This is a genomic window from Saccharothrix carnea, from assembly GCF_003014735.1.
Lineage (GTDB): Bacteria > Actinomycetota > Actinomycetes > Mycobacteriales > Pseudonocardiaceae > Actinosynnema > Actinosynnema carneum.
In genome coordinates, this window is record NZ_PYAX01000007.1 from 458,020 (window position 1) to 480,433 (window position 22,414).

Sequence of the window (22,414 nt, forward strand, 5' to 3'; positions counted from 1 at the left end):
ACCCGATCGGGTGCCCCTTCTCGCGTTTGTCGAGCCCCTGGTCAGCCGACCGCGAACGGCGGCGTGGAGGTGCCGGCCACGCGGTAGCGCCGCCAGGGGTCGGGGTCGGTGAGCGACCCGGTCGCCGAGCCGTCGGGTGTGCGCAGCAGCGCGGTCCGCGCACCGCCCTCCACCAGCTCGGTGACCTGCTCGTTCGCGCCGACCCGGCCGTACCAGTGGTAGCGGCCGTCGATGGGCTGGAAGTAGCCGCGCAGCTCCACGCTCACCGGCACCTCCCGCTCGTCGAACACCAGCACGGCCGCGCCGGTGTAGCCCTCTTCGTCGTGCTCGTGTTCCTCGCTCATCACGCCTCCTCGACGTCGACGACCCGCAGGTGGGGGCCTTCGGGCAGGTCCGCTGCGGGGAAATCGCTGGTCAGCGGCGCGTCCGGGTCGAGTTCCACGCCCGCGGAGCGGAGCAGGCCGTCGATGGCGTGCCAGATGATCGTGGTCAGGTAGTCGCTCAGGCTCGCCCGTGTCATCGACTGCCGGTCCAGCCACCAGTCGCCCGCGTTCTGCACCATGCCGACCAGCGCGTGCGCCCACGGCTCGGCACCGCCGGAGTCCATGTCGAACGCGCGCAGGTAGTCGCCGAGCAGCCGGGCCAGGGCCGCCGCGATCAGCTCCTTGTCCTCGCTGACCACGTCCTGCTCGACCGGCCGGTCGGTGAACGACTTGCGCACCACGAACCGGTACAGGTTCGGGTGCTCCTCGATCACCGACAGGTAGGCGTCCACGATGCGCTTGATGCGCTGCCGGATCGGGCCGTCGTGCTCGATCGCGGGCCCCATCTTGTCCATCAGCATCTCGGTGCCGCGCCGGCCCACGGCGAGGTAGAGGTCGGACTTGTCGGCGAAGTGCCGGTAGAGCACCGGCTTGCTGACGCCCGCCTCGGCGGCGATCTCGTCCATGCCCACGTCCGGGCCGTGCTTGGCGACGGCGCGGATGGTCGCTTCCACGAACTCGGCGCGCCGCGCCTCGCGGTGCCCCTTCCACCGTTCCCGGCGGGCGTCCGTGCCGCCCTTGACAGTTCGAGCCATGTGACGCACGCTACCAGAAGTAACCGTTACCTCAAGTAACAGATAACTCCCGGGGAGGGACCCGATGACGAGGACCTTGAAGGTCGCGGATCGAGAGAAGACCGCCGAGCGTCTGCTCAACTCCTCGGCCGACAAGTTCTACGACCCTGAGGTCGACATCGACTGGTCCGCGCCTCTGGTCGACGGCCTGCGGTTCACGCCGGAGCACCGGTGCTCGCTGTACGGCACCGAGCTGTGGGACCAGATGAGCCCGGAGCAGCGCATCGACCTGTCCCGGCACGAGGTGGCCAGCGTCGCCAGCGTCGGGCTGTGGTTCGAGATCCTGCTCATGCAGATGCTGCTCAAGGAGGTCTACCGCTCGGACCCGACGACCAAGCACGCGCAGTACGCGCTGACCGAGGTCGCCGACGAGTGCCGGCACTCGACGATGTTCGCCCGGATGGTCGAGGCGATCGGCTGCCCGCCCTACGGCCCCCGCCAGTACACCTACCAGCTGGGCAAGCTGCTGCCGGTGGTCGGCTACGGGCCCGCGCTGTACGGGTCGATCCTGGTCGCCGAGGAGATCCTGGACCGGTTGCAGCGCGAGACGATGGCCGACGAGACCGTGCAGCCGCTGGTGCGCATGGTCAACCGGATCCACGTGCTCGAAGAGGCCAGGCACGTCCGGTTCGCGCGCGAGGAGGTCGTGCGCGGGATGGAGAAGCTGACCAAGAAGGAGCTGCCCTACCAGCGGTGGCTGATCGCGACCACGTCCATGTTCATCACCCGGTCGCTGATCAACCCGGAGGTGTACGCGGCCGTGGGGCTGGACAAGGAGCAGGCGCACAAGGCGGCGCTGGGCAACCCGCACTGGCAGGAGAGCATCCGCTGGTCCGGCGAGCGGATCATGAAGTTCCTGGACGAGGTCGGTCTGGTCGGCAAGCCGGGAATGCGGGCTTGGCGCCGGTCGTTCCTGCTCGGATGAGGGCCCGGGTGGCCGCGCCGCGGGAGTCCGACCAGCGGTTCGTGACCTCGGACGGCACGGCGTTGCACGTCGTCGACACCGGGCCGCGTGACTCCGACGTGACGACCGTGCTGCTGCACGGCTGGACGTTGGACCACACGTCGTGGGACGCGGTCGCGGCCGGGCTGCCGGGGCGCGTGCTGCGGTACGACCACCGCGGTCACGGCGGCTCGGCGCCCGCGCCGGCCGGGACGGCCACGATCGCCCGGTGCGCGGACGACCTGGCCGAGCTGGTCGCGGCCTGGGTGCCGACCGGGCGGCTGGTGCTGGCCGGGCACTCGATGGGCGGCATGACGATCATGGCGTTGGCCGAGCAGCACCCCTCGCTGCTCGACCGCGTCGCCGGCGTCGTCCTGGTCGCCACCTCTTCGGGTGAACTCGCCGGCTCGACGCTGGGCCTGCCCGGACCGCTCGGCCGGGCGTTCGTGGCGGGGGAGAAGGCGGTCAACCGGCGGATCGCGCGGTTGCGGCGGGCCGAGCTGCTCAAGCGCACCGAGGTGGCCAGGCCGGGGCTGCGGTGGCTGCTGTTCGGCAAGCGGCCGTCGTGGCGGCACGTCGTGATGACGGCCGGGATGGTCGGCCGGTGCCACCCGGTGAGCATGGTCGGGTTCCGCGACTCGCTCGACGAGCACGACCGGCGCAAGGCGCTGGCCGGGCTGGCGGGCATCCGGGCGGTGGTGCTGGCGGGCGCGGAGGACCGGCTCACCCCGCTGCGGCACGCCCGCGTGCTGGCCGACGAGCTGCCGCACGCCGAGCTGGTGATCTACCTCGGCGCGGGCCACATGCTGCCCTTGGAGAGGGCGGACGACGTCACCGCGCACATCGCCGGGGTCGTATCGACCTGCTTCCGGCCGGTCGGCGAGGCCGCGCGCGGCACCTGAGCTGCCGGAGGCCGAGCCGGAGCAAGCGTCCCCCGCCGAAGGGGAACCCTTGCTTTGATCCTGCCGGCAAGCACCGACAATCTCCGCGCGACCACAGCGACCTGTGGACAACTCGGCGCGGTGGTGATCGCCGGTGAGGGCCGCTGTCGGGGGCGGCCCTCACCGGCACCGTGCCCAGTCCTGCCTGTGCTCAGTCCTGCACTGTGCTCAGTCCGGTCCGGCTCTCAGCGCTGCCCTCAGTGCTGAAGCGGGAAGCCGCCGCCGATGCCCCGCCAGGCGAGGTTCGAGATCAGGGCGACCGCGTCTTCCTTCGCCAGCTTCCGGTCGTCGGCGAGCCAGGAACGTGCCGTGACCTGCGACAACCCCACCAGGCCGACGGCCAGCAGCCGGGCGCGGTGCTCGTCCAGGCCCGCGTCGGCGGTGATGGTGTCGGTGATGGCTTCCACGCTGTCCGTCGTCGCCCGCTCCACCGCGCGCGCCACGGCGGGCTCGCCGCGCAGGTCCGACTCGAACACCATCCGGAACGCCTGGCCCTCGCCGTCCACGAAGTCGTAGAACGCGGCGACCGCGGCCTTCACCCGCTGCTTGTTGTCCGTCGTGGACGCCAGCGCGCCGCGCACGCGGTTCACCAGCTCGTCCACGTGGGACTCCAGCAGCGCCAGGTAGAGCTCGAGCTTGCCGGGGAAGTGCTGGTAGAGGACCGGCTTGCTGACTCCCGCGCGCTCGGCGATCTCGTCCATCGCGGCGGCGTGGTAGCCGTTGGTCACGAACACGTCCTGCGCCGCGGCCAGCAACTGGGCACGTCGAGCGGTGCGCGGGAGCCGTACACCCCGCCCCGCAGCGCCGCTGTGGTGCCCGACCGCAGTCTGGGCCGTCTCCGTCATGGTGCCTCCAGCCAACCAATCACTTCGCGGAACCGGGAAAGGGGTTGCCCTTCCGGCTCGCCGGCAACCTTACTCGCTGGTAGCAGCGTTCCCGCAAAGCTTCTCGTTTCGTAGGACGCCCGGACAGGCATCCTGGGGTGGTGACCGAGACGCTGGAGGCGCGCAGAACCGCCATCACCCACGTGCCCCTGTCCACCGCGCCGCTACCTCCGCTGGACACAACGATCCAGCCGTGGCCTGGTGACTACGTCGAGGTCGGCGGGCACCGCATGCACGTCCGCCGCACCGCCGGACCGGCCGACTCCAAGGCCGTCTACGTGCACGGACTCGGTGGCTCGGCGACCAACTGGACCGACCTCGCCGCGCAGCTGCGCGAGCACGTCGAGGGCCACGCGCTGGACCTGCCCGGGTTCGGCCGCTCGGAGCCGATCGACGGCTACGACTTCCGGATGGCCACGCACGCGCGGGTGGTCACCGAGTACATCGAGTCGCTCGACGACGGTCCCGTGCACCTGTTCGGCAACTCCATGGGCGGCGCGATCACGTTGATGGTCGCGGCCTCCCGGCCGGACCTGGTCCGCACGCTGACCCTGGTGTCACCCGCCGTGCCGGACCTGCGGGTGAGCCTGCGCCGGGTGTCGGACCGGCGGCTGCCGCTGGCGTTCCTGCCGGTCATCGGCCCGCGGGTGCGCGAGCAGCTCGCCACGGTGACGCCGCGTGAGCGGACGCACCAGATGCTGCGGCTGTGCTTCGCCGACCCCCGCTCGGTGCCGGCGAACCGGATCGAGCAGAGCGAGGAGGAGTACAGCGAGCGGTCGGCGCAGGCGTGGGCGGGCAACGCGCTCAGCGCCAGCACGATCGACCTGATCCGGTCGTGGCTGGTGCCGAGGTCGAAGTCGATGTGGCTGCTCCCGCCGAAGATCAGCGCGCCCACGCTGGTCGTGTGGGGTACCGAGGACCGGCTGGTGAGCGTGCGCAAGGCGCCGCGCGTGGCCCGGCTGATCCCGCGCGGGCGGCTGCTCGTGCTGCCCCGGACCGGGCACGTGGCGCAGATGGAACGGCCGGTGTCGGTGGCACGCGCGGTGGTGGGCATGTGGGAGGCGGTCGAGAGGAACCAGTGGTGACGCACAGGTCACCTGGAATCCGCCATCCGGGTGCGGTTGTGGCACCCTGGTCGCCGTGAACCGGACGTCGCAGGGCGCGCGTGACACGGCGCCGTCCCACGATGGTCGGCCGTTGTCCGAGGACCGCTACCGCCGCGGTACCCGCCGCACCGGCGCGGAGCCGCTGGCCGCGTCTTGGGAACCGACCGGTCACCGGCGTCGCAAGCGGCGCCGGGGCGTGAAAGGCCTGATCGCGGGGTACGGGTGGCGGATCTACGCCATCCCGGTGCTGCTCGTGCTCACCGCGCTGGTCGTGCTGGACACCGCGGCGCCGTCGACGATCGCCGGCGGGGAGACGAACCCGGCCGACCCGGGCACCGGCGCGTCCGCACCGCCGACCACCACCGGCCCGCCCGAGGCGACCGAGAAGCCGCCGGTCGAGATCGACCTGAAGAACTTCCCCACCGCGCAGCTGCCGGACGGGCCGAAGTTCTCCGAGCAGGGCGCGGGCACGTTCGCCGTGATCCCGGGCACCACGCAGCCCGCGGGCACGGGCGGCAAGCTCTACCGGTACGCGATCGCCATCGAGGACGGCGTCGAGCCCGCCGACTACAACGGCGACCGCGAGGCGTTCGCCCGGACGGTCGACGGCATCCTGGCCGACCCGCGCAGCTGGATCGGCACCGGCCAGGTGACCATGCAGCGCGTCGACGCCGAACCGGTCGACTTCACCGTGAGCTTGACCACCACCAGCACCACGCACGCCATGTGCGGGTTCCAGATCCAGTTCGAGTCGTCGTGCTGGCACAACCTCTCCAAGCGGGTCGTCATCAACACCGCGCGGTGGGTGCGCGGCGGCAAGGTCTACGGCAGCGACCTGAGCGCGTACCGGACCTACGCGATCAACCACGAGGTGGGCCACGTGCTGAAGAACCCGCACGAGGGCTGCAAGGAGAACGGCAAGGCCGCGCCGGTGATGATGCAGCAGTCGTTCGGCGTGGCCAACGACTACGTCGCCCAGCTCAACTCCGTCGACTCCTCCAACCGGTACGCGGTGGAGGCCAACGGCCTGGTGTGCACACCCAACCCGTTCCCGGTGGCGCCGCAGTGACAGTGCCATCGGCGCGACCTCGCGGCGGGTAGGAGTGCCCGGTGACGGGCGCGGAGGTTGCGTCCCGAGCCTTGGGACGACTTCCCATCCGGGAAGACGGACGGGCAGGCTGGTGTTGTCCGTCGGTACAGGACATGTTTCGTCGAGGAGGACTCAGATGGCGCTTCCGCCGCTCGTGGAGCCCGCAGCGGAGCTGACCAAGGAAGAAGTAGCGCGCTACAGCCGCCACCTGATCATCCCGGACGTCGGGGTCGACGGGCAGAAGCGGCTGAAGAACGCGAAGGTCCTGGTCGTCGGAGCCGGTGGGCTGGGCAGCCCGGCCCTGCTCTACCTCGCGGCGGCGGGCGTCGGCACGCTGGGCGTGGTCGACTTCGACGTCGTCGACGAGTCGAACCTCCAGCGCCAGGTCATCCACGGCCAGTCGGACATCGGCAAGCCGAAGGCCGAGTCGGCGCGGGACTCGGTCGCCGAGATCAACCCGTTCGTGAAGGTGGTGCTGCACCAGACCCACCTGAACTCGGAGAACGCGCTCGACATCTTCCGCGACTACGACCTCATCCTGGACGGCACGGACAACTTCGCCACCCGGTACCTGGTCAACGACGCGGCCGTGCTGCTGGGCAAGCCGTACGTGTGGGGCTCGATCTTCCGGTTCGAGGGCCAGGTCAGCGTGTTCTGGGAGGACGCGCCCAACGGCCAGGGCCTGAACTACCGCGACCTCTACCCCGAGCCGCCGCCGCCCGGCATGGTGCCGTCGTGCGCGGAGGGTGGCGTGCTGGGCGTGCTGTGCGCGTCGATCGGGTCGGTCATGGTGACCGAGGCGATCAAGCTGCTGACCGGCATCGGCGACCCGCTGCTCGGCCGCCTCATGGTCTACGACGCCCTGGACATGTCCTACCGGACCATCAAGATCCGCAAGGACCCGGAGAGCCCGAAGATCACCGAGCTGATCGACTACGAGGCGTTCTGCGGTGTCGTGTCCGACGACGCCCAGCAGGCCGCCGCGGGCAACACGATCACGCCGCTGGAGCTGAAGCAGAAGCAGGACAGCGGCGAGGACTTCCTGCTGGTGGACGTCCGCGAGCCGCACGAGTACGAGATCGTGAAGATCCCGGGCTCGGTGCTGATCCCGAAGGACCGCATCCTGTCGGGCGAGGCGTTCGCGGAGCTGCCGCAGGACAAGCAGGTCGTGCTGCACTGCAAGTCGGGCGCGCGCTCGGCGGAGGCGCTGGCCGTGCTGCACCAGGCCGGGTTCAAGGACGCCGTGCACGTGGGCGGCGGCGTGCTCGCGTGGGCCCGCGAGGTCGACCCCTCGCTGCCGACCTACTGATCGCCGCCGAGCCGGCTGCGGACCGACGCTTCGCAGGGGTCCCCGCCATGGGGACCCCTGCTTTGATTTTGCCAGGTGGGACCGACAGCGGGCGGTGGGCAGGCGCGGGCCTGTGGACAACTGGTGTCATAGGTCACAGCCAGCGCGTTCCCGCTGAGACCGCAATAATGCGGTTACGCCGAATGCGTGGACACCACGTGTTCGAACCCCTCACGTCCACCAACGCGAGCCCCGCTCCAGGTAGCGTGCCGGCCGTGACCACTCCGGAGCCGCCACCGTCGCACGTGCGCGCCGCGTTCGGCGCGCGCGACGCCGAGCCGGAGCTGATCGACGGCGGCCCGGTGTGGAGGTGCGGCGACGCGGCCATCCGGCCCGCCGGCAAGCCGGCCGAGGCCACCTGGGTCGCCAAGACCCTCGACGCGCTCGACGTCGAGAACCTGCGCGTCGCCCGCCCTCTGCGTTCCACGGACGGCCGTTACGTCGTCGGCGGCTGGGCGGCGACCAAGTACCTCTCCGGCCGGGCCGAACCGAGGCACGACGAGGTGGTGGACGTGGCCGTCAAGCTCCACCGCGCCACCGCCGACCTGCCGAAGCCCCGCTTCCTCGACGCCCGCACCGACCTGTTCGCCACGGCCGACCGCTGCGCGTGGGACGAGGAGAAGGCCGAACTGGACCCCGACCTGGGCGGCCGGTTGTTCGAGCAGTGCGCGGCCTACCGCAAGCCGGTCACGCTCAAGCCCCAGGTCGTGCACGGCGACCTGTTCGGCACCGTCCTCTTCGCCGGCGACGCGGCACCCGCGATCATCGACTTCGTCGCCTACTGGCGGCCCGCGCCCTACGGTGCCGCCGTGGTCGTCGTGGACGCCCTGTCCTGGGGTGGCGCGGATCACGGCCTCCTCCAGCGCTGGTCCCACCTGGACGACTGGCCGCAAATCCTCCTGCGGGCAACCCTGTTCCGCCTCGCAGTCCACGCCCTGCACCCCCGTTCGAGCAGACAATCTCTCGTCGGGCTGGAGCGAACGGCCGCACTCGTCCTCGATTCCCTGTGACCTCACCCGCTCCGCGCCAACCACGAGCAGGCAAGTTCGCGTGGACGAAACAATCCGCGTTCTGTCGTTAACAGCCGCTTCTTACCGTCAGGCTCGTGACCGCCTCCGCGAGCGTCGACACGCACTGCCCGTACTGCGCGCTGCAGTGCGCCATGTCGATCACCAACGGCAAGGTGTCGCCGCGCGAGTTCCCGACCAACCGCGGTGGGCTGTGCCAGAAGGGCTGGACGTCGGCCGAGCTGCTGACCTCGCCCGCCCGCCTGACCACGCCCCTGGTCCGCCGTGACGGCGAACTGCACCCGGCCACCTGGGACGAAGCCCTCGACCTGATCGCGGCCAAGCTCAAGGCCCTGCGCGACACCCACGGCCCCGACTCGGTCGGCGTGTTCGGCGGTGGCGGCCTGACCAACGAGAAGTCCTACCTGCTGGGCAAGTTCGCCCGGGTCGCGCTGGGCACCTCCCAGATCGACTACAACGGCCGCTTCTGCATGTCGAGCGCCGCCGCCGCCGGGATGAAGGCGTTCGGCCTGGACCGCGGCATGCCGTTCCCGGTCACCGACCTCGACCGCGCGGACGCGATCCTGCTGGTCGGCGGCAACCCGGCGGAGACGATGCCGCCGTTCGTGCAGCACCTGAAGAACGCCGAGCTGATCGTCATCGACCCGCGGCGCACGCCCACGGCGGAGCAGGCCACGCTGCACCTGCAGCCCGCGCCCGGCACGGACCTCGCCCTCGCCCTCGGCCTGCTGCACACGGCCGTGGCGGACGGTCACCTGGACAAGGAGTACCTGGCCGAGCGCACCACCGGCTTCGACGAGGCCTGGCGGATCGCCGCGACCTGGTGGCCGGAACGGGTCGAGCGCGTCACCGGCGTGCCCGTGGCCGACCAGCGCGCCGCCGTCCGCATCCTGGCCGAGGCGCACAACGCCTTCATCCTCACCGGTCGCGGCACGGAGCAGCACGCCAGCGGCGCGGACACCGTCTCGGCGTGGATCAACCTGGCCCTCGCGCTGGGCCTGCCCGGCCGCGAGTGCTCGGGCTACGGCTGCCTCACCGGCCAGGGCAACGGCCAGGGCGGGCGCGAGCACGGCCAGAAGGCCGACCAGCTCCCCGGCTACCGCAAGATCGACGACCCGGCGGCCCGCGAGCACATCATGAACGTGTGGGGCGTGGACGACCTGCCCGGGCCGGGCCGTTCCGCCTACGAGCTCCTGGACGCCCTCGGCCAGCCGAACGGACCCAAGGCGCTGCTGGTGTTCGGCAGCAACGTGATCGTCTCCGCACCCCGCTCGCAGCACGTCGCCGACCGGCTCAAGGCACTGGACCTGCTGGTCGTCGCCGACCTGGTGCTGTCCGAGACCGCCGCCGTCGCCGACGTCGTGCTGCCGATCACGCAGTGGGCCGAGGAGAGCGGCACGATGACCAACCTCGAAGGCCGCATCCTCCTGCGCCAGGTCGCCGTGACCCCGCCCGAAGGCGTGCGCAGCGACCTGGACGTGCTGCGGGGACTGGCCACCCGGTTGGGCCAACCGGCCGAGCGCTTCCCGACCGAACCCGAGGTGGTGTTCGAGGAACTCCGCCAGGCCTCCAAGGGCGGTGCCGCGGACTACTCGGGCGTGACCTACGAGCGCCTGCGCCAGGGGGAAGCCCTGCACTGGCCCGTCGTCCAGGAGAGCACGCCGCGGCCCTTCCTCGACCGGTTCGCCCACCCGGACGGGCGGGCGAGGTTCGTCCCCGTCGAGCACCGGGGGCCCGTCGAGATGCCGGACGACGACTACCCGTTGCAGGCCACCACCGGTCGGGTGCTGCAGCACTACCAGTCCGGCGCGCAGACCCGGCTGGTGCCCGAGCTGAACCGGGCCGAGCCCGAGGCGTACGTGGAGGTCCACCCGGACACCGCGACCCGCGCCGGCCTGGCCAACGGCGGGATGGCCGCCGTGGTCTCGCGCCGCGGGCGGACGGTGGCGCGGGTGCGCTGCGTGCCGTCGATGCGGATCGACGTGGTGTTCCTGCCCTTCCACTACGCGGGCGAGGGCCGGGCCAACCTGCTGACCAACCCGGTGCTGGACCCGACCAGCCGGATGCCCGAGTTCAAGGTGTGCGCGGTCCGATTGGAGTCGGTATGAGGAACGTTGTCATCGTGGGCTACGGCATGGCCGGTGCCCGGTTGGCCGACGAGATCCGCCGCCGCGACCCGAAGGCGGAACGGGTCTCGGTGACCGTGCTGGGCGACGAGGCGCACCCCGCGTACAACCGGGTGCTGCTGTCCAGCGTGGTCGCCGGGTCGCTGACACCCGAGGCCGTGCGGCTGCACGACCCGGACTGGGCCCCGAAGCACCACGTGGACCTGCGGCTGGGCGGGTCGGTCAGCAAGATCGACCGGACCCGGCGGGTGGTGCACGTGGGCGACCAGGAGGTGCCGTACGACTCGCTGGTGCTGGCCACCGGTGCCCGGTCGTGGGTGCCGCCGACACCGGGGCTGCTCGACGGCAACGGCGTCCTGGCGCCCGGTGCGGTGGCGTTCCGCTCGCTGGACGACTGCGCCCGGATCGTGGACCACGCCTCGCCGGGGACGCCGGTCGCGGTGCTCGGCGGCGGGCTGCTCGGGCTGGAGGCCGCGCGCGGCCTGGCCGGGCGAGGCTGCCTGGTCACCGTGGTCCACCCGGTCGGGCACCTGATGGAACGGCAGCTCGACGCGGGCGCGGGCCGGGTGCTGGCGACCACGTTGGAGGGCCTGGGCATCGAGTTCCGGCTCGGCGTGCTGGCCACGAAGTACACGCCCGGCGAAGGGCTGGAGCTGAACGACGGCACGCACGTCCCCGCGGACCTGGTCGTCGTGTCGGCGGGCGTGCGCGCGGAGACGAGCCTCGCCGACGAGGCGGGCATCGAGGTCGACCGGGGCATCCTCGTGGACGACGCGCTGCGCACCTCCGACCCCAGGGTGCACGCCATCGGCGACTGCGCCCAGCACGTCGGCACGGTGTCCGGCCTGGTCCAGCCCGCGTGGGAGCAGGCCGCCGTGCTGGCCGACCGGCTCACCGGCGTCGCGCCCGCCGCCCGGTACGCGGGCACCACGGTCGTGACCAGGCTCAAGGCCCGTGACGTCGACCTGGCCGCGTTGGGTGACGTGCACGTGGGCGTCGACTCGCCCGACGACGAGGTGCTGTGCTTCCAGGACCCGGCCCGCGGCCGGTACGCCAAGCTCGTGCTGCGCGACGACAAGGTCACCGGCGCGATCGTGCTCGGCGCCCCGGACGCGGCGGCGGCCATCACCCAGCTGTTCGACCGCGGCCTGCCCGCGCCGACGGACAGGCTCGCGCTGCTGCTGGGCCGCGCGCTGCCCGCCGAGAACGAGGCCAGCCCCGCCGACCTGCCCGCGTCCGCGGTGGTGTGCCGGTGCAACACGGTCAGCAAGGGCCAGCTGGTCAGCGCCTGGCGCGCGGGCGCCACGACGCTGTCCTCGATCGCCGAGGTCACGCGCGCGAGCACCGGCTGCGGAGGCTGCAAGGACGCGGTGTGCGGGATCGTCGACTGGCTCGCGGCCTCACAGCCCCAGTCCGCGTGATGTGCAGAGGAGTTGCCGCCGACGACACCTGTCCGAACGTCGGGGTAACGGACCGTTCTTAGTGTTCCCGCAACGGGAAATCGGTGTCCGGGAGGGTCCAATGAGCACGGTGATGGAGACCCAGAGCGTTGCGCCCCAGGCGAAGCGCGGTGGTCGGTGGATCGAGCACTGGGAGCCGGAAGACCCGTCGTTCTGGGCGGCGACCGGCAAGAAGGTGGCCCGCAAGAACCTGGTCTTCTCCATCCTGGCGGAGAACCTGGGCTTCACGGTGTGGAGCCTGATGAGCATCGTCGTGGTCAGCCTCGGCTCCGTGGGCTTCAGCTTCAGCGTCGGCCAGACGTTCTGGCTGCTCATCGTGCCGAACCTGGTCGGCGCGGTGCTGCGCATCCCCTACACGTTCGCGGTGCCGAAGTTCGGCGGGCGCGCGTGGACCACGATCAGCGCCGGCCTGTTGCTGATCCCCACCACCATGCTGGCGATCGCGGTGAGCAATTCCGGCACGCCGTACTGGTTCTTCCTGCTCACGTCGGCCGCGATGGGCTTCGGCGGCGGCAACTTCTCGTCGTCCATGGCGAACATCTCGTTCTTCTACCCGGAGGGCAAGAAGGGCCTGGCGCTCGGCCTGAACGCGGCGGGCGGCAACCTCGGCGTGGCCATGGTGCAGCTGGTCGTGCCGATCATCATCTCCCTGGGCACGGGCATCAACCTGGCCTACGCGGCGCTGTTCTGGATGCCGTTCATCATCGTCGCCTCGGCGTGCGCGTGGTTCCTGATGGACAGCCTCACCCAGGCCAAGCCGGACGGCACGTCGTACAAGAAGGCGATGTCGAACAAGCACACGTGGGTGATGTCGTTCCTGTACATCGGCACGTTCGGCTCGTTCATCGGCTTCTCGTTCGCGTTCCCGTCGCTGATCAAGCTGAGCTTCGTGGACTACAAGAGCTTCGTCGGGCTGGCCTTCCTCGGCGCCCTCATCGGCTCGGTGAGCAGGCCGTTCGGCGGGTGGCTCGCCGACCGGTTCGGCGGCGCGCGGATGACGATGGCGGTGTTCCTCGGCCTGGCCGCGGGCACGGTCAGCCTGCTGGTCAGCATCGAGATCCGCAGCTTCGCGCTGTTCTTCGGCTCGTTCATCGCGCTGTTCGTGCTGGCCGGTGTCGGCAACGGCTCGACCTACCGGATGATCCCGGCGATCTTCGCCGCGCAGACGGAGGACATGCGTTCGGCCAAGCGGCAGGCAGCCGCCGTGGTCGGCATCGCGGGCGCGATCGGCGCGTTCGGCGGCGTGCTGGTGAACCTGGTGTTCAAGTTCTCGCTCGAGGGCAGCAAGACCCTCGTGCCCGCGCTCACCGCGTTCCTGGTCTTCTACGGCCTCTGCATGGCCACCACGTGGTGGTTCTACATGCGGCGCCGGGTGTTCGCCCGCGTGCCGAGCCTCGCCTACGCCGGTGTGTGACGCACACAACGCTCTGAAGTGCGGCGTGAGGCTGCTTTAACGCCTGCGCAACATTCGCGACCTTGGCACGACACGGTGCCCGGTGAGCATTGACCCGGGCAGAAGAAGGGATTGGTCCCATGACGCGAACGCTCGTAGTGGTCGGTCACGGCATGGTCGGTCACCGCCTCGTGGAGGCCCTCCGCGAGAAGGACGTGACCGGTCAGTGGCGGGTCGTCGTGTTCGCCGAGGAGACCCGTCCGGCCTACGACCGGGTCGCCTTGTCGTCCTACGTCGACAGCTGGGACGCCGAGTCGCTCAGCCTCGCGCCGCACGAGGACGACGCCGTCGTGCTGCACCTGGACGACAAGGTGGTGCACATCGACCGGGACAACAAGGTCGTGCGCACCACCAAGGGCAGGGCGCAGCCGTACGACGCGCTGGTCCTGGCCACCGGCTCGGTCCCGTTCGTGCCGCCCGTGCCGGGCCGCGACCTGCCCGGCTGCCACGTCTACCGCACCATCGAGGACCTCGACGGCATCCGCGCCACGGTCGAGTCGGCGCGCGCCGCCGGACGGCACGCGGGCATGGTGCTCGGCGGCGGCCTGCTCGGCCTGGAAGCGGCGAACGCGCTGCGCGGCATGGGCATCTCGCCGCACGTGGTCGAACTCGGCCCGCGGTTGATGCCGCTGCAGGTGGACGAGGGTGGCGGCGGCCTGCTCAAGCGCCTGGTCGAGAAGCTGGACCTGACCGTGCACACCGGCACGTCGGCGTCCTCCATCGAGCAGGACGGCGAACGGCTCATCGCCAAGCTGTCCAACGGCGTCGAGCTGGACCTGGACGTCGTGGTGTTCTCCGCGGGCATCCGGCCGCGCGACGAGCTGGCCCGTTCGTTCGGTCTCACCGTCGGCGAACGCGGCGGCATCGTGGTCGACCAGGCCTGCCGCACCTCCGACGAGCACATCTACGCCATCGGCGAGTGCGCCAACATCGGTGGCATGGTCTACGGGCTGGTCGCGCCCGGCTACTCCATGGCCGAGGTCGTGGCCGACCGGCTGCTCGGCGGCTCCGCCGAGTTCCCCGGTGCGGACATGTCCACCAAGCTCAAGCTCCTCGGCGTGGACGTCGCCTCGTTCGGCGACGCGCACGCCAAGGAGGAGGGCGCGCTGGAGGTCGTCGTCAACGACGCCGTGGCGGGCACGTACGCCAAGGTCGTGGTGTCCGACGACGCGAAGACCCTGCTCGGCGGCATCCTGGTCGGTGACGCGTCCAAGTACACGATCCTGCGCTCGCTGGTCGGCCGGCCCGTGCCCGGCGACCCGGTGGCGCTGATCGGGCCCGAGGGCGGCGTCGAGCTGTCCATGCCGCACGACGCCCAGGTGTGCTCGTGCCACGCGGTCACCAAGCAGCAGATCGTGGACGTGGTCAACTCCGGCGACGCGGTGGACGTGCCGGGCATCAAGGCCTGCACCAAGGCGGGCACCGGCTGCGGCTCGTGCGTGCCGATGCTGAAGAAGCTGCTGTCCGAGTGCGGCGTCGAGCAGTCCCGCGCGCTGTGCGAGCACTTCGACCACTCGCGCGCCGACCTGTTCGAGATCGTCCGATCCACCGGCATCACCACGTTCAGCGACCTGATCACCCGGCACGGCCGCGGCCTGGGCTGCGACCTCTGCAAGCCCGCCGTCGCCTCGATCCTCGCGTCGCTGGACAACGGGCACGTGCTGGAGGGCGAGCAGGCCACCCTGCAGGACACCAACGACCGGTTCCTGGCCAACATGCAGCGCAACGGCACCTACTCGGTCGTGCCGCGCATCCCCGGCGGCGAGATCACGCCGGAGAAGCTGATCGTCATCGGCGAGGTCGCCCGCGACTTCGGCCTCTACACCAAGATCACCGGCGGCCAGCGGATCGACCTGTTCGGCGCGACCGTCGACCAGCTGCCGGAGATCTGGAAGCGCCTGGTGGACGCCGGGTTCGAGTCCGGGCACGCCTACGGCAAGGCGTTGCGCACGGTGAAGTCGTGCGTCGGCACCACGTGGTGCCGCTACGGCGTGCAGGACTCGGTGTCGCTGGCCATCGCGCTGGAACTGCGCTACCGCGGCCTGCGGTCGCCGCACAAGCTCAAGTCCGCCGTGTCCGGCTGCGCGCGTGAGTGCGCCGAGGCGCGCGGCAAGGACTTCGGCATCATCGCGACCGAGAACGGCTGGAACCTCTACGTCGGCGGCAACGGCGGCTTCACCCCGCGCCACGCCGACCTGATCGCGTCCGATGTGGACACCGAGACCCTGATCAAGCTGATCGACCGGTTCCTGATGTTCTACATCCGCACCGCGGACCGGTTGCAGCGCACCTCGACGTGGATCGAGTCGCTGGAAGGCGGGCTGGACCACCTGCGCGACGTCATCGTGAACGACAGCCTCGGCATCTGCGCCGACCTGGAAGCCGCGATGGAGAAGCACGTGGACAACTACGCCGACGAGTGGCGCGGCGTGCTCGAGGACCCGGAGAAGCTGGCCCGCTTCACGTCGTTCGTGAACGCGCCCGGCACGCCCGACCCCACGATCTCGTTCCGGGAAGAGCGCGGCCAGAAGGTGCCGGTTCTGTTGGGTGTTCCCAGTGTTGTCCAGGCGGAGGTATCCCGATGACACCTGTGTGCGAGTTGAGCGCCCTCCGGCCCGACCAGGGAGTCGCGGCCCTGCTGCCGGACGGTTCCCAGGTGGCCGTGTTCCTGACCTCGGCGGGCACGGTGCACGCGTTGGGCAACATCGACCCGTTCAGCGGCGCGGCGGTGCTGGCGCGCGGCATCGTCGGCGACCGCGGCGGCGTGCCGGTGGTGGTGTCGCCGGTCTACAAGCAGGCGTTCGAGCTCTCGACCGGCAAGTGCCTGGACGACCCCTCGACCGGGGTGCCGGTGCACCCGGTGGTCGTGACCGACGGCGTCATCCAGGTCGGGTCACCGTGAACGCCGCCCCGCTGGCCGGGTACACGGTCGGGGTGACCGCCGCCCGGCGGGCCGACGAGCTCTCGGCTCTCCTGGAGCGCAAGGGCGCGACCGTGCTGCACGGCGCCGCCATCAGGATCGTGCCGCTGCCCGACGACGCGGAGCTGCTGGCCGCGACGCGGCTGGTGGTGGAGGAACCGGTGGACGTCGCGGTGGCGACCACCGGCATCGGCTTCCGCGGCTGGGTCGAGGCCGCGGAGGGGTGGGGCCTGGGCGCGCGGCTGCTGTCGCGGCTGTCCGGGGCGCGGGTGCTGGCCAGGGGGCCGAAGGCGCGGGGCGCGGTGCGTGCCGCCGGGTTGGTGGAGGCGTGGTCGCCGGAGGGGGAGAGCAACGCCGAGCTGCTCGACCACCTGTTGCGGACGGGTGTGTCCGGGCAGCGCATCGCCGTGCAGCTGCACGGCGAGCCGTTGCCGGAGTTCACGTCGACCTTGCGCGCGGCCGGTGCCACGGTCGTGGAGGTCCCCGTCTACCGCTGGACCGGCCCGGCCGACCCCGCGCCTCTGGAACGGCTGCTGGAGGCCGTGCTGGCGGGCCAGGTGGACGCGCTGACGTTCACCAGCGCGCCCGCCGCCGCGTCCGTGCTGCGGGTGGCGGAGAGCATGGGCAAGCTGACCGAGCTGACCTCGGTGCTGCGGCGGGACGTGCTGGTGGTGGGCGTCGGCTCGATCACCGCCGGACCGCTCGTGGCGGCGGGCATCCCGGTGGTGCAGCCCGCCCGTGCCCGGATCGGCGCGCTGGCCCGTGAGCTGACGCTGGAACTGCCCGCCCGGGCGACCCGGCTGCGGATCGCGGCCCGGGACATCGAACTGCGCGGCCAGGCCGTGGTGGTGGACGGCGAACTGCGCCCCGTGCCGCCCGCGCCGATGGCCGTGCTGCGGGTGCTGGCCGCCGCGCGTGGCCGGGTGGTGTCGCGGCGCGAGTTGCTGGCCGCGCTGCCCAGCGGTGGTGAGGAGCACGCCGTGGAGACCGCGATCGGCCGGCTGCGCTCGGCGCTGGGCGAACCGCGCATGGTCACCACCGTCGTCAAGCGCGGCTACCGCCTGGCCATGGACCCCGCCGGAGTCGCGGTATGACCCTCGTTCTCGTCGCGCACGGCACCCGTGACCCCGCAGGTGCCGTTGTGGTGGAAGAAATCGCGTCCCTGGTGCGTGCCCGGTTGGGTGGCGTGCCGGTGCGGGTGGCTTACGCGGACGTGCGGCAGCCGGACGTCACCTCGGTGCTGTCGTCCGTCTCCGGCCCGGCCGTCGTCGTGCCCGCCTTCCTCGCCGCCGGGTACCACGTCCGGGTGGACATCCCGGCGCAGGTCGAGGCGTCCGGTCACCCCGACGTGGTGATCACGGACCCGATCGGGCCCGCCCTGCTGCCCGCGCTGCTGGCCCGGTTGACCGAGGCCGGCTGGGCGCCGGGCGACTCGGTGGTGCTGGCCGCCGCGGGCTCGTCGGACCCCCGTGCGCTGGCCGACGTCCGCGCCGTCGCCACGGCCTTGTCGCGCCGCGTGGGTCCGGTGACCATCGGTTACGCCGCCACCGCCGAACCCCGCATCACGGACGTGGTGGCCGCGGCGTCGGGCCGGGTGGCGGTGGCCTCGTGGTTGCTGGCGCCGGGTCTGTTCCACCAGGTCGTGGCCGGTTCGGGGGCGCACGTCGTGGCGGAGCCGATCGGGGCTCACCTGCGGGTGGTGGAGGCGGTCCTGCTGCGGTACTACGAGGCCCGCTGCTTCCAGGACGTCGCCTGACCCGCGTGTCCTACGTCCGGAACACGAGAGTCCTACGTTCGGAGCGCGAGAGTCCTACGTTCGGAGCGCGAGAGTCCTACGTTCGCGACCCCCGAGTTCAACGCTCGGGTGTCGTCGGCGTGCCGCTGTGGCAGTGGAATAGTTGAGGTTTCAACTATTGTTGACGCGGGTGAGACCGCCGAACCGGGCGGTCACCGCCCGAGGAGGTGTCATGACCGACGTCCTGGAGCTGCTGCGCAAGGGTCGCATGTTCCGCGCGTCCGGCGACCCGAGCGGCGCGGCGCGCTACCTGGCCGAGGCCGCGGAGCACGCGCCGCACGACCGGACCGTGCTGACCGAGCTGGCGCTGGCGCACTTCCAGTCGGCCGCGCTGGGCAAGGCCGAGGGCGTGCTGACCACCCTGGTCGACCTCGACCCGTCGGACGGCTACACGCGCCTGCTGCTCGGCCGCACGCTCAGCCGGCAGAGCAGGCACGCCGAGGCGCTGCCGCAACTGCGCCTGGCCGCCGCGATCACGCAGGACCCCGAGGTCGCGTCCGAGGTGGCCCGGGTCGAGGCCCGGCTCACCACCGACCGGGTCACCACAGGCCAGGAGGCTCTTCCGCCTTCTCCTTGACCGCGTCCTCCCAGCGGTACGTGCGCAGGTCGACCTTGCCGTTGTCGGCCACCACGCCCTCCTCGCGCAGCAGCTGCAACTGCTCGTCGGCGATGTGGGGCGCGCACGTGCCGTTGGCGCGCAGCACCCGGTGCCACGGCAGGTCGTGCCCGTCCTGGTTGAGCACCTGCCCGACCAGGCGGGGCGACGGCGCGCGGGCGATGTCGGCGACGTCACCGTAGGTCGCGACCCGGCCGCGCGGGATCTTGCGCACGACCTCGCGGACCATCTCGTGCAGCTCTTCGTCCACACCCCCAAGCTTTCCACCTCCGCCGCAACCACCCCACGCGACCTCGCCCGCGACGGCGGAGGCGGCGCAATCCAGCACTGTCGGGGGTCTGTGGTTCCATCTGCGCCGTGGCAGTGAACAGGGCGCCGTTGCTGGTGCGCCGGGTGCGGCAGGACGAGCCCCGGCGTGACTGGGACGCGCCCGCACGCGCCGTGTTCGACCACGCCGGCGGTCCGTTGCGCGTGCTGGGCGGCCCCGGTACCGGCAAGACGACGTTGCTGGCCGAGGTGGTGGCGCACCGGGTGCTGCGCGGCGGCGTGCACCCGGAGAACGTGCTGGTCCTCACCCCGAACCGACGCGCTGCCGAGGCGATGCGCGCGCACATCACCCGCCTGCTGACCGGCGCCCGGACGGACGGCGTGCTGCCGACCACGCAGGAACCCCTGGTCCGCACGGTCCACTCCTACGCCTTCGCGGTCCTGCGCGCCCAATCCGTCCACCAAGGCGAACCGGCCCCTCGCCTGCTCTCCGGCCCCGAACAGGACGCCGTGGTGCGCGAACTGCTCGCCGGTGACGTGAGCATGGGCGCGCCGAAGTGGCCCGAACGCCTCCGCCCCGCCCTCACCCTCCCCGGCTTCGCCCACGAACTGCGGGACCTGATGCTGCGCGCCACCGAACGCGGCCTCGCCCCGGAGGACCTGACCGAGCTGGGCCGCAAGCACTCCCGCGAGGAGTGGGTGGCGGCCGGTCTGTTCGCCACCCAGTACGAACAGGTGAACCTGCTGGCCAGCAGCGGCCAGGGGCACGCGCCATCCTTCGACGCGGCGGAGCTGGTCGGCAGCGCGCTGCTCGCCTTCCAGACCGAGCCGGACGTGCTGGCCGCCGAACACCGACGCGTCCGGCACCTGCTCGTGGACGACGCCCAGCACCTCGACCCGTTGCAGTACGAGTTCATCAGGACCCTCGGCGAATCCGCCCAGGAGTTCGTCCTGGCGGGCGACCCGGACCAGGCGGTGTTCTCCTTCCGGGGCGCCGACCCCACGCTGCTGGCCGAGGCGGACGGGCCCGCGGTGGTCCTCACCACGGGCTACCGGATGGCACCGGAGATCCGGGCCGCCGTGGGCCGCCTGGCCGCACGCCTGCCGGGCGCCTCACCGACCCGCGACGTCTCCCCGGTCGACGGCACCGGCCACGTCCGAGTCCGCCTGTTCGCGTCCGCCGCGCAGGAGGCGAGCTGGGTGGCCGACCAACTGCGCCGGGCACACCTGATCGACGAGATCCCCTGGTCCCAGATGGCCGTCGTGGCGCGCTCGGCGACGAGATCCCTGCCGGTCCTGCAACGCGCCCTGCTCGCGGCGGGCGTGCCGGTGGCCGTGCCGCGCGACGAACTGCCGCTGGCCCGGCAACCGGCGGTGATGCCGTTCCTGGCGTTGCTGCGGTGCGCGGCCGTGCCGGGCAGCCTGGACGAGGACACCGCGGCGATGCTGCTGTCGTCACCGCTGGGCGGCGCGGACCCGTTGGCGCTGCGGCGGTTGCGGCGCGGTCTGCGCCGGCTGGAGCTGGCCGCGGGCCGCGACCGGCCGAGCGGCGAGCTGCTGGTCGAGGTGATCGAGTCGGACGACCGGCTGGCCGCGCTGGAGGACGCCGAGGCGCAGCCGGCCCGACGCATCGCCGGGCTGCTCCGCAAGGCGCGCAAGGGGATCGCGGACGGACTGTCGGTCGAGCAGGTGCTGTGGGAGCTGTGGCAGACCACGGGCCTGGAGCTGCGCTGGGTGGCGCAGTCCGCGCGGCACGGCACGGTGGGCATGCAGGCCGACCGTGACCTGGACGCGATCGTGGCGCTGTTCGAGGCCGCCGCGAAGTACGTGGACCGGCTGCCGGGTTCGGGCGCGGAGGGTTTCGCGGACTACCTGGCCGCGCAGGAGATCGTGGGCGACACGCTGGCCGCCGCCGCACCCACCGGTGAAGCGGTGTCGGTGCTGACCGCGCACGCCGCCGCCGGTCGCGAGTGGACGGTCGTGGCCGTGCCGGGCGTGCAGGAGGGCAGCTGGCCCGACCTGCGGCTGCGCGGGTCGCTGCTCGGCGTGGAACGCATGGTCGACGTGGTCGCGGGCGTGTCCGCCGAGACGGTGTCCGCCGTCGCGCCCATCCTGGCCGAGGAACGACGCCTGCTCCTCGTCGCCGCGAGCCGGGCCCGGCGAACGCTGCTGGTCAGCGCCGTCCGCGGCGAGGACGAGCAGCCGTCCCGGTTCCTGGACGAGATCGAGGAGCTGTCCACCGGCGAACCGGAACGCCCGACGTTCACCCCCGAGCGCGGCCTGGTCCTGGCCGAGCTGGTCGGCGAACTGCGCCGCGTCGTGTGCTCCGACGACGAGCCGGCCGACCGCCGTGAGCGCGCGGCCGTCCAGCTGGCCCGGTTGGCCGCCGAGGGCGTGCCCGGCGCTCACCCCGATTCCTGGTACGGCTTGGCGGACGTCACCACGGACAGTCCACTGTGGACCGACGAGCACACGGTGAGCGTGTCGCCGTCCACCGTGGAGACGCTGGCGAAGTGCCCGCTGCGCTGGGTCGTCGAACGGCACGGCGGGCAGGACCCGGCCGAGCTGGCGTCGATCACCGGCACCCTCGTCCACGCCCTCGCGCAAGCCGCCGCGACCGGCGCGGACGAGAAGGAGCTGCGCGCCAAGCTGGACGAGGCGTGGGCCGCGGTCGACGCGGGCGCGCCCTGGTTCTCCCGCCGCGAGCGGATCCGGGTGGAACGGATGCTCGACACGTTCCTGGGCTGGCTCGCCTCCAGCCGCTCCCAGCTCACCCAGGTCGCGGTCGAGGAGGAGATCTCCGTCGAGATCCCCCGGCAGGACGGCGGCCCGAAACTGCGCGTGCGCGGCCGGGTCGACCGGCTGGAGACCGATCGGGACGGGCGACCGGTCGTGGTGGACGTCAAGACCGGCAAGACCCCGGTGAGCAAGAACGACGCCCGGGAGCACCCGCAGCTGGCCGTCTACCAGCTGGCGTCGGCGCTGGGCGGCTTCACGCACCTCGGCCTGGGCACCGACCCGGGCGGCGCGCGGCTGCTGTACGTGGCCAAGGAGGACCGCAAGACCGGTGCCGTCGAACGGGAGCAGGCGCCGCTGGACGAGCAGGGCGTGCGGGTGTGGCTGGAGGCCGTGCAGCTGGCCGCCGGGTCGAGCGTCGGGCCGCGGTACCGGGCCGCGGAGAACGCGGACTGTGATCGCTGCCCGGCCCGCACCACCTGCCCGGTGCACTCGTCGGGCCGTCAGGTGAGCCAATAAGGCCGGCCTGACCAGCGAATACGGCTTCCGCCTGCGGGTCGCCGAAGCAGCCGGGGCCCGACCAC

Annotated in this window: 19 protein-coding genes; 15 read left to right on the forward strand and 4 right to left on the reverse strand. The window is 71.9% G+C overall.

What is annotated here, in order from left to right:
* Positions 1 to 41 precede the first annotated feature (41 nt).
* Both B0I31_RS23235 and B0I31_RS23240 read right to left on the reverse strand, forming a co-directional pair.
* Complete coding sequence (locus tag B0I31_RS23235; protein WP_106617449.1) at positions 42 to 344, reverse strand: DUF4873 domain-containing protein; 303 nt, start codon at positions 342 to 344, stop codon at positions 42 to 44.
* On the reverse strand, positions 344 to 1,078 hold the full coding sequence (locus B0I31_RS23240) for a TetR/AcrR family transcriptional regulator (protein WP_106617450.1): 735 nt from the start codon (positions 1,076 to 1,078) through the stop codon (positions 344 to 346). The genes B0I31_RS23235 and B0I31_RS23240 overlap by 1 nt, the downstream gene beginning before the upstream one ends.
* Positions 1,079 to 1,142: 64 nt before the next feature.
* Here B0I31_RS23240 and B0I31_RS23245 point away from each other — a divergent pair, with 64 nt between their 5' ends.
* Both B0I31_RS23245 and B0I31_RS23250 read left to right on the forward strand, forming a co-directional pair.
* The gene (locus B0I31_RS23245; protein ID WP_106617451.1) at positions 1,143 to 2,042 is read left to right on the forward strand and encodes an AurF N-oxygenase family protein; all 900 of its coding nucleotides are present in this window, start codon (positions 1,143 to 1,145) and stop codon (positions 2,040 to 2,042) included.
* Positions 2,039 to 2,962 carry an alpha/beta fold hydrolase gene (locus tag B0I31_RS23250; protein ID WP_106617452.1) on the forward strand — a complete coding sequence of 308 codons (924 nt, stop codon included), beginning with the start codon at positions 2,039 to 2,041 and terminating at the stop codon, positions 2,960 to 2,962. The genes B0I31_RS23245 and B0I31_RS23250 overlap by 4 nt, the downstream gene beginning before the upstream one ends.
* A 236-nt stretch (positions 2,963 to 3,198) precedes the next feature.
* Here the strand turns inward: B0I31_RS23250 and B0I31_RS23255 are convergent, their stop codons facing one another.
* Positions 3,199 to 3,846 carry a TetR/AcrR family transcriptional regulator gene (locus B0I31_RS23255; RefSeq protein WP_073896013.1) on the reverse strand — a complete coding sequence of 216 codons (648 nt, stop codon included), beginning with the start codon at positions 3,844 to 3,846 and terminating at the stop codon, positions 3,199 to 3,201.
* 140 nt (positions 3,847 to 3,986) lie between these two features.
* On the opposite strand from B0I31_RS23255, the gene B0I31_RS23260 reads away from it, so the two are divergent.
* The 12 genes from B0I31_RS23260 to B0I31_RS23315 all read left to right on the forward strand — a co-directional run bounded on the left by B0I31_RS23260 (position 3,987) and on the right by B0I31_RS23315 (position 18,788).
* Positions 3,987 to 4,970: an alpha/beta fold hydrolase gene (locus B0I31_RS23260; protein ID WP_106617573.1), complete on the forward strand. Its 984-nt coding sequence runs from the start codon at positions 3,987 to 3,989 to the stop codon at positions 4,968 to 4,970.
* A gap of 55 nt (positions 4,971 to 5,025) precedes the next feature.
* Complete coding sequence (locus B0I31_RS23265; protein ID WP_106617453.1) at positions 5,026 to 6,060, forward strand: DUF3152 domain-containing protein; 1,035 nt, start codon at positions 5,026 to 5,028, stop codon at positions 6,058 to 6,060.
* Positions 6,061 to 6,217: 157 nt separating this feature from the next.
* Entirely contained in the window at positions 6,218 to 7,390 is a 1,173-nt protein-coding gene (moeZ, locus tag B0I31_RS23270; protein WP_106617454.1) for an adenylyltransferase/sulfurtransferase MoeZ, read from the forward strand.
* A 254-nt stretch (positions 7,391 to 7,644) separates the two neighbouring features.
* Positions 7,645 to 8,439 carry a TIGR02569 family protein gene (locus B0I31_RS23275; protein ID WP_245950267.1) on the forward strand — a complete coding sequence of 265 codons (795 nt, stop codon included), beginning with the start codon at positions 7,645 to 7,647 and terminating at the stop codon, positions 8,437 to 8,439.
* Between the two features lie 152 nt (positions 8,440 to 8,591).
* Positions 8,592 to 10,565, forward strand: a complete 1,974-nt coding sequence (locus B0I31_RS23280) for a molybdopterin oxidoreductase family protein (protein WP_106617574.1) — start codon at positions 8,592 to 8,594, stop codon at positions 10,563 to 10,565.
* The gene (locus B0I31_RS23285; RefSeq protein WP_106617456.1) at positions 10,562 to 12,004 is read left to right on the forward strand and encodes an FAD-dependent oxidoreductase; all 1,443 of its coding nucleotides are present in this window, start codon (positions 10,562 to 10,564) and stop codon (positions 12,002 to 12,004) included. The genes B0I31_RS23280 and B0I31_RS23285 overlap by 4 nt, the downstream gene beginning before the upstream one ends.
* Before the next feature lie 100 nt (positions 12,005 to 12,104).
* Positions 12,105 to 13,457, forward strand: a complete 1,353-nt coding sequence (locus B0I31_RS23290; RefSeq protein ID WP_106617457.1) for an MFS transporter — start codon at positions 12,105 to 12,107, stop codon at positions 13,455 to 13,457.
* Between the two features lie 119 nt (positions 13,458 to 13,576).
* The gene (nirB, locus tag B0I31_RS23295; protein ID WP_106617458.1) at positions 13,577 to 16,081 is read left to right on the forward strand and encodes a nitrite reductase large subunit NirB; all 2,505 of its coding nucleotides are present in this window, start codon (positions 13,577 to 13,579) and stop codon (positions 16,079 to 16,081) included.
* Positions 16,078 to 16,398, forward strand: a complete 321-nt coding sequence (nirD, locus tag B0I31_RS23300; RefSeq protein ID WP_073896023.1) for a nitrite reductase small subunit NirD — start codon at positions 16,078 to 16,080, stop codon at positions 16,396 to 16,398. The genes nirB and nirD overlap by 4 nt, the downstream gene beginning before the upstream one ends.
* Positions 16,395 to 17,510 (forward strand): uroporphyrinogen-III synthase, encoded by a 1,116-nt coding sequence (locus tag B0I31_RS23305; protein WP_106617459.1) that lies wholly within the window; start codon positions 16,395 to 16,397, stop codon positions 17,508 to 17,510. Before nirD ends, B0I31_RS23305 begins: the two co-directional genes overlap by 4 nt.
* Positions 17,507 to 18,172, forward strand: coding sequence for a sirohydrochlorin chelatase (locus B0I31_RS23310; RefSeq protein ID WP_106617460.1), 666 nt, complete (start codon positions 17,507 to 17,509; stop codon positions 18,170 to 18,172). Before B0I31_RS23305 ends, B0I31_RS23310 begins: the two co-directional genes overlap by 4 nt.
* A gap of 211 nt (positions 18,173 to 18,383) precedes the next feature.
* A complete protein-coding gene (locus tag B0I31_RS23315; protein ID WP_106617461.1) occupies positions 18,384 to 18,788 on the forward strand; it encodes a tetratricopeptide repeat protein in 405 nt (134 codons plus the stop codon).
* Here the strand turns inward: B0I31_RS23315 and B0I31_RS23320 are convergent.
* Positions 18,751 to 19,077, reverse strand: a complete 327-nt coding sequence (locus B0I31_RS23320; protein WP_073896225.1) for an MGMT family protein — start codon at positions 19,075 to 19,077, stop codon at positions 18,751 to 18,753. The genes B0I31_RS23315 and B0I31_RS23320 overlap by 38 nt on opposite strands.
* Before the next feature lie 113 nt (positions 19,078 to 19,190).
* Between B0I31_RS23320 and B0I31_RS23325 the strand changes: the two genes are divergently transcribed.
* A complete protein-coding gene (locus B0I31_RS23325) occupies positions 19,191 to 22,349 on the forward strand; it encodes an ATP-dependent helicase (protein WP_106617462.1) in 3,159 nt (1,052 codons plus the stop codon).
* Positions 22,350 to 22,414 lie beyond the last annotated feature (65 nt).

Coding starts and splice junctions, on each gene's coding strand:
- B0I31_RS23235 (WP_106617449.1), bottom strand. CDS start 344: ATGAGCGAGGAACACGAGCACGACGAAGAGGGCTACACCGGCGCGGCC.
- B0I31_RS23240 (WP_106617450.1), bottom strand. CDS start 1,078: ATGGCTCGAACTGTCAAGGGCGGCACGGACGCCCGCCGGGAACGGTGG.
- B0I31_RS23245 (WP_106617451.1), top strand. CDS start 1,143: ATGACGAGGACCTTGAAGGTCGCGGATCGAGAGAAGACCGCCGAGCGT.
- B0I31_RS23250 (WP_106617452.1), top strand. CDS start 2,039: ATGAGGGCCCGGGTGGCCGCGCCGCGGGAGTCCGACCAGCGGTTCGTG.
- B0I31_RS23255 (WP_073896013.1), bottom strand. CDS start 3,846: ATGACGGAGACGGCCCAGACTGCGGTCGGGCACCACAGCGGCGCTGCG.
- moeZ (WP_106617454.1), top strand. CDS start 6,218: ATGGCGCTTCCGCCGCTCGTGGAGCCCGCAGCGGAGCTGACCAAGGAA.
- B0I31_RS23280 (WP_106617574.1), top strand. CDS start 8,592: ATGTCGATCACCAACGGCAAGGTGTCGCCGCGCGAGTTCCCGACCAAC.
- B0I31_RS23285 (WP_106617456.1), top strand. CDS start 10,562: ATGAGGAACGTTGTCATCGTGGGCTACGGCATGGCCGGTGCCCGGTTG.
- B0I31_RS23290 (WP_106617457.1), top strand. CDS start 12,105: ATGAGCACGGTGATGGAGACCCAGAGCGTTGCGCCCCAGGCGAAGCGC.
- nirB (WP_106617458.1), top strand. CDS start 13,577: ATGACGCGAACGCTCGTAGTGGTCGGTCACGGCATGGTCGGTCACCGC.
- nirD (WP_073896023.1), top strand. CDS start 16,078: ATGACACCTGTGTGCGAGTTGAGCGCCCTCCGGCCCGACCAGGGAGTC.
- B0I31_RS23310 (WP_106617460.1), top strand. CDS start 17,507: ATGACCCTCGTTCTCGTCGCGCACGGCACCCGTGACCCCGCAGGTGCC.
- B0I31_RS23315 (WP_106617461.1), top strand. CDS start 18,384: ATGACCGACGTCCTGGAGCTGCTGCGCAAGGGTCGCATGTTCCGCGCG.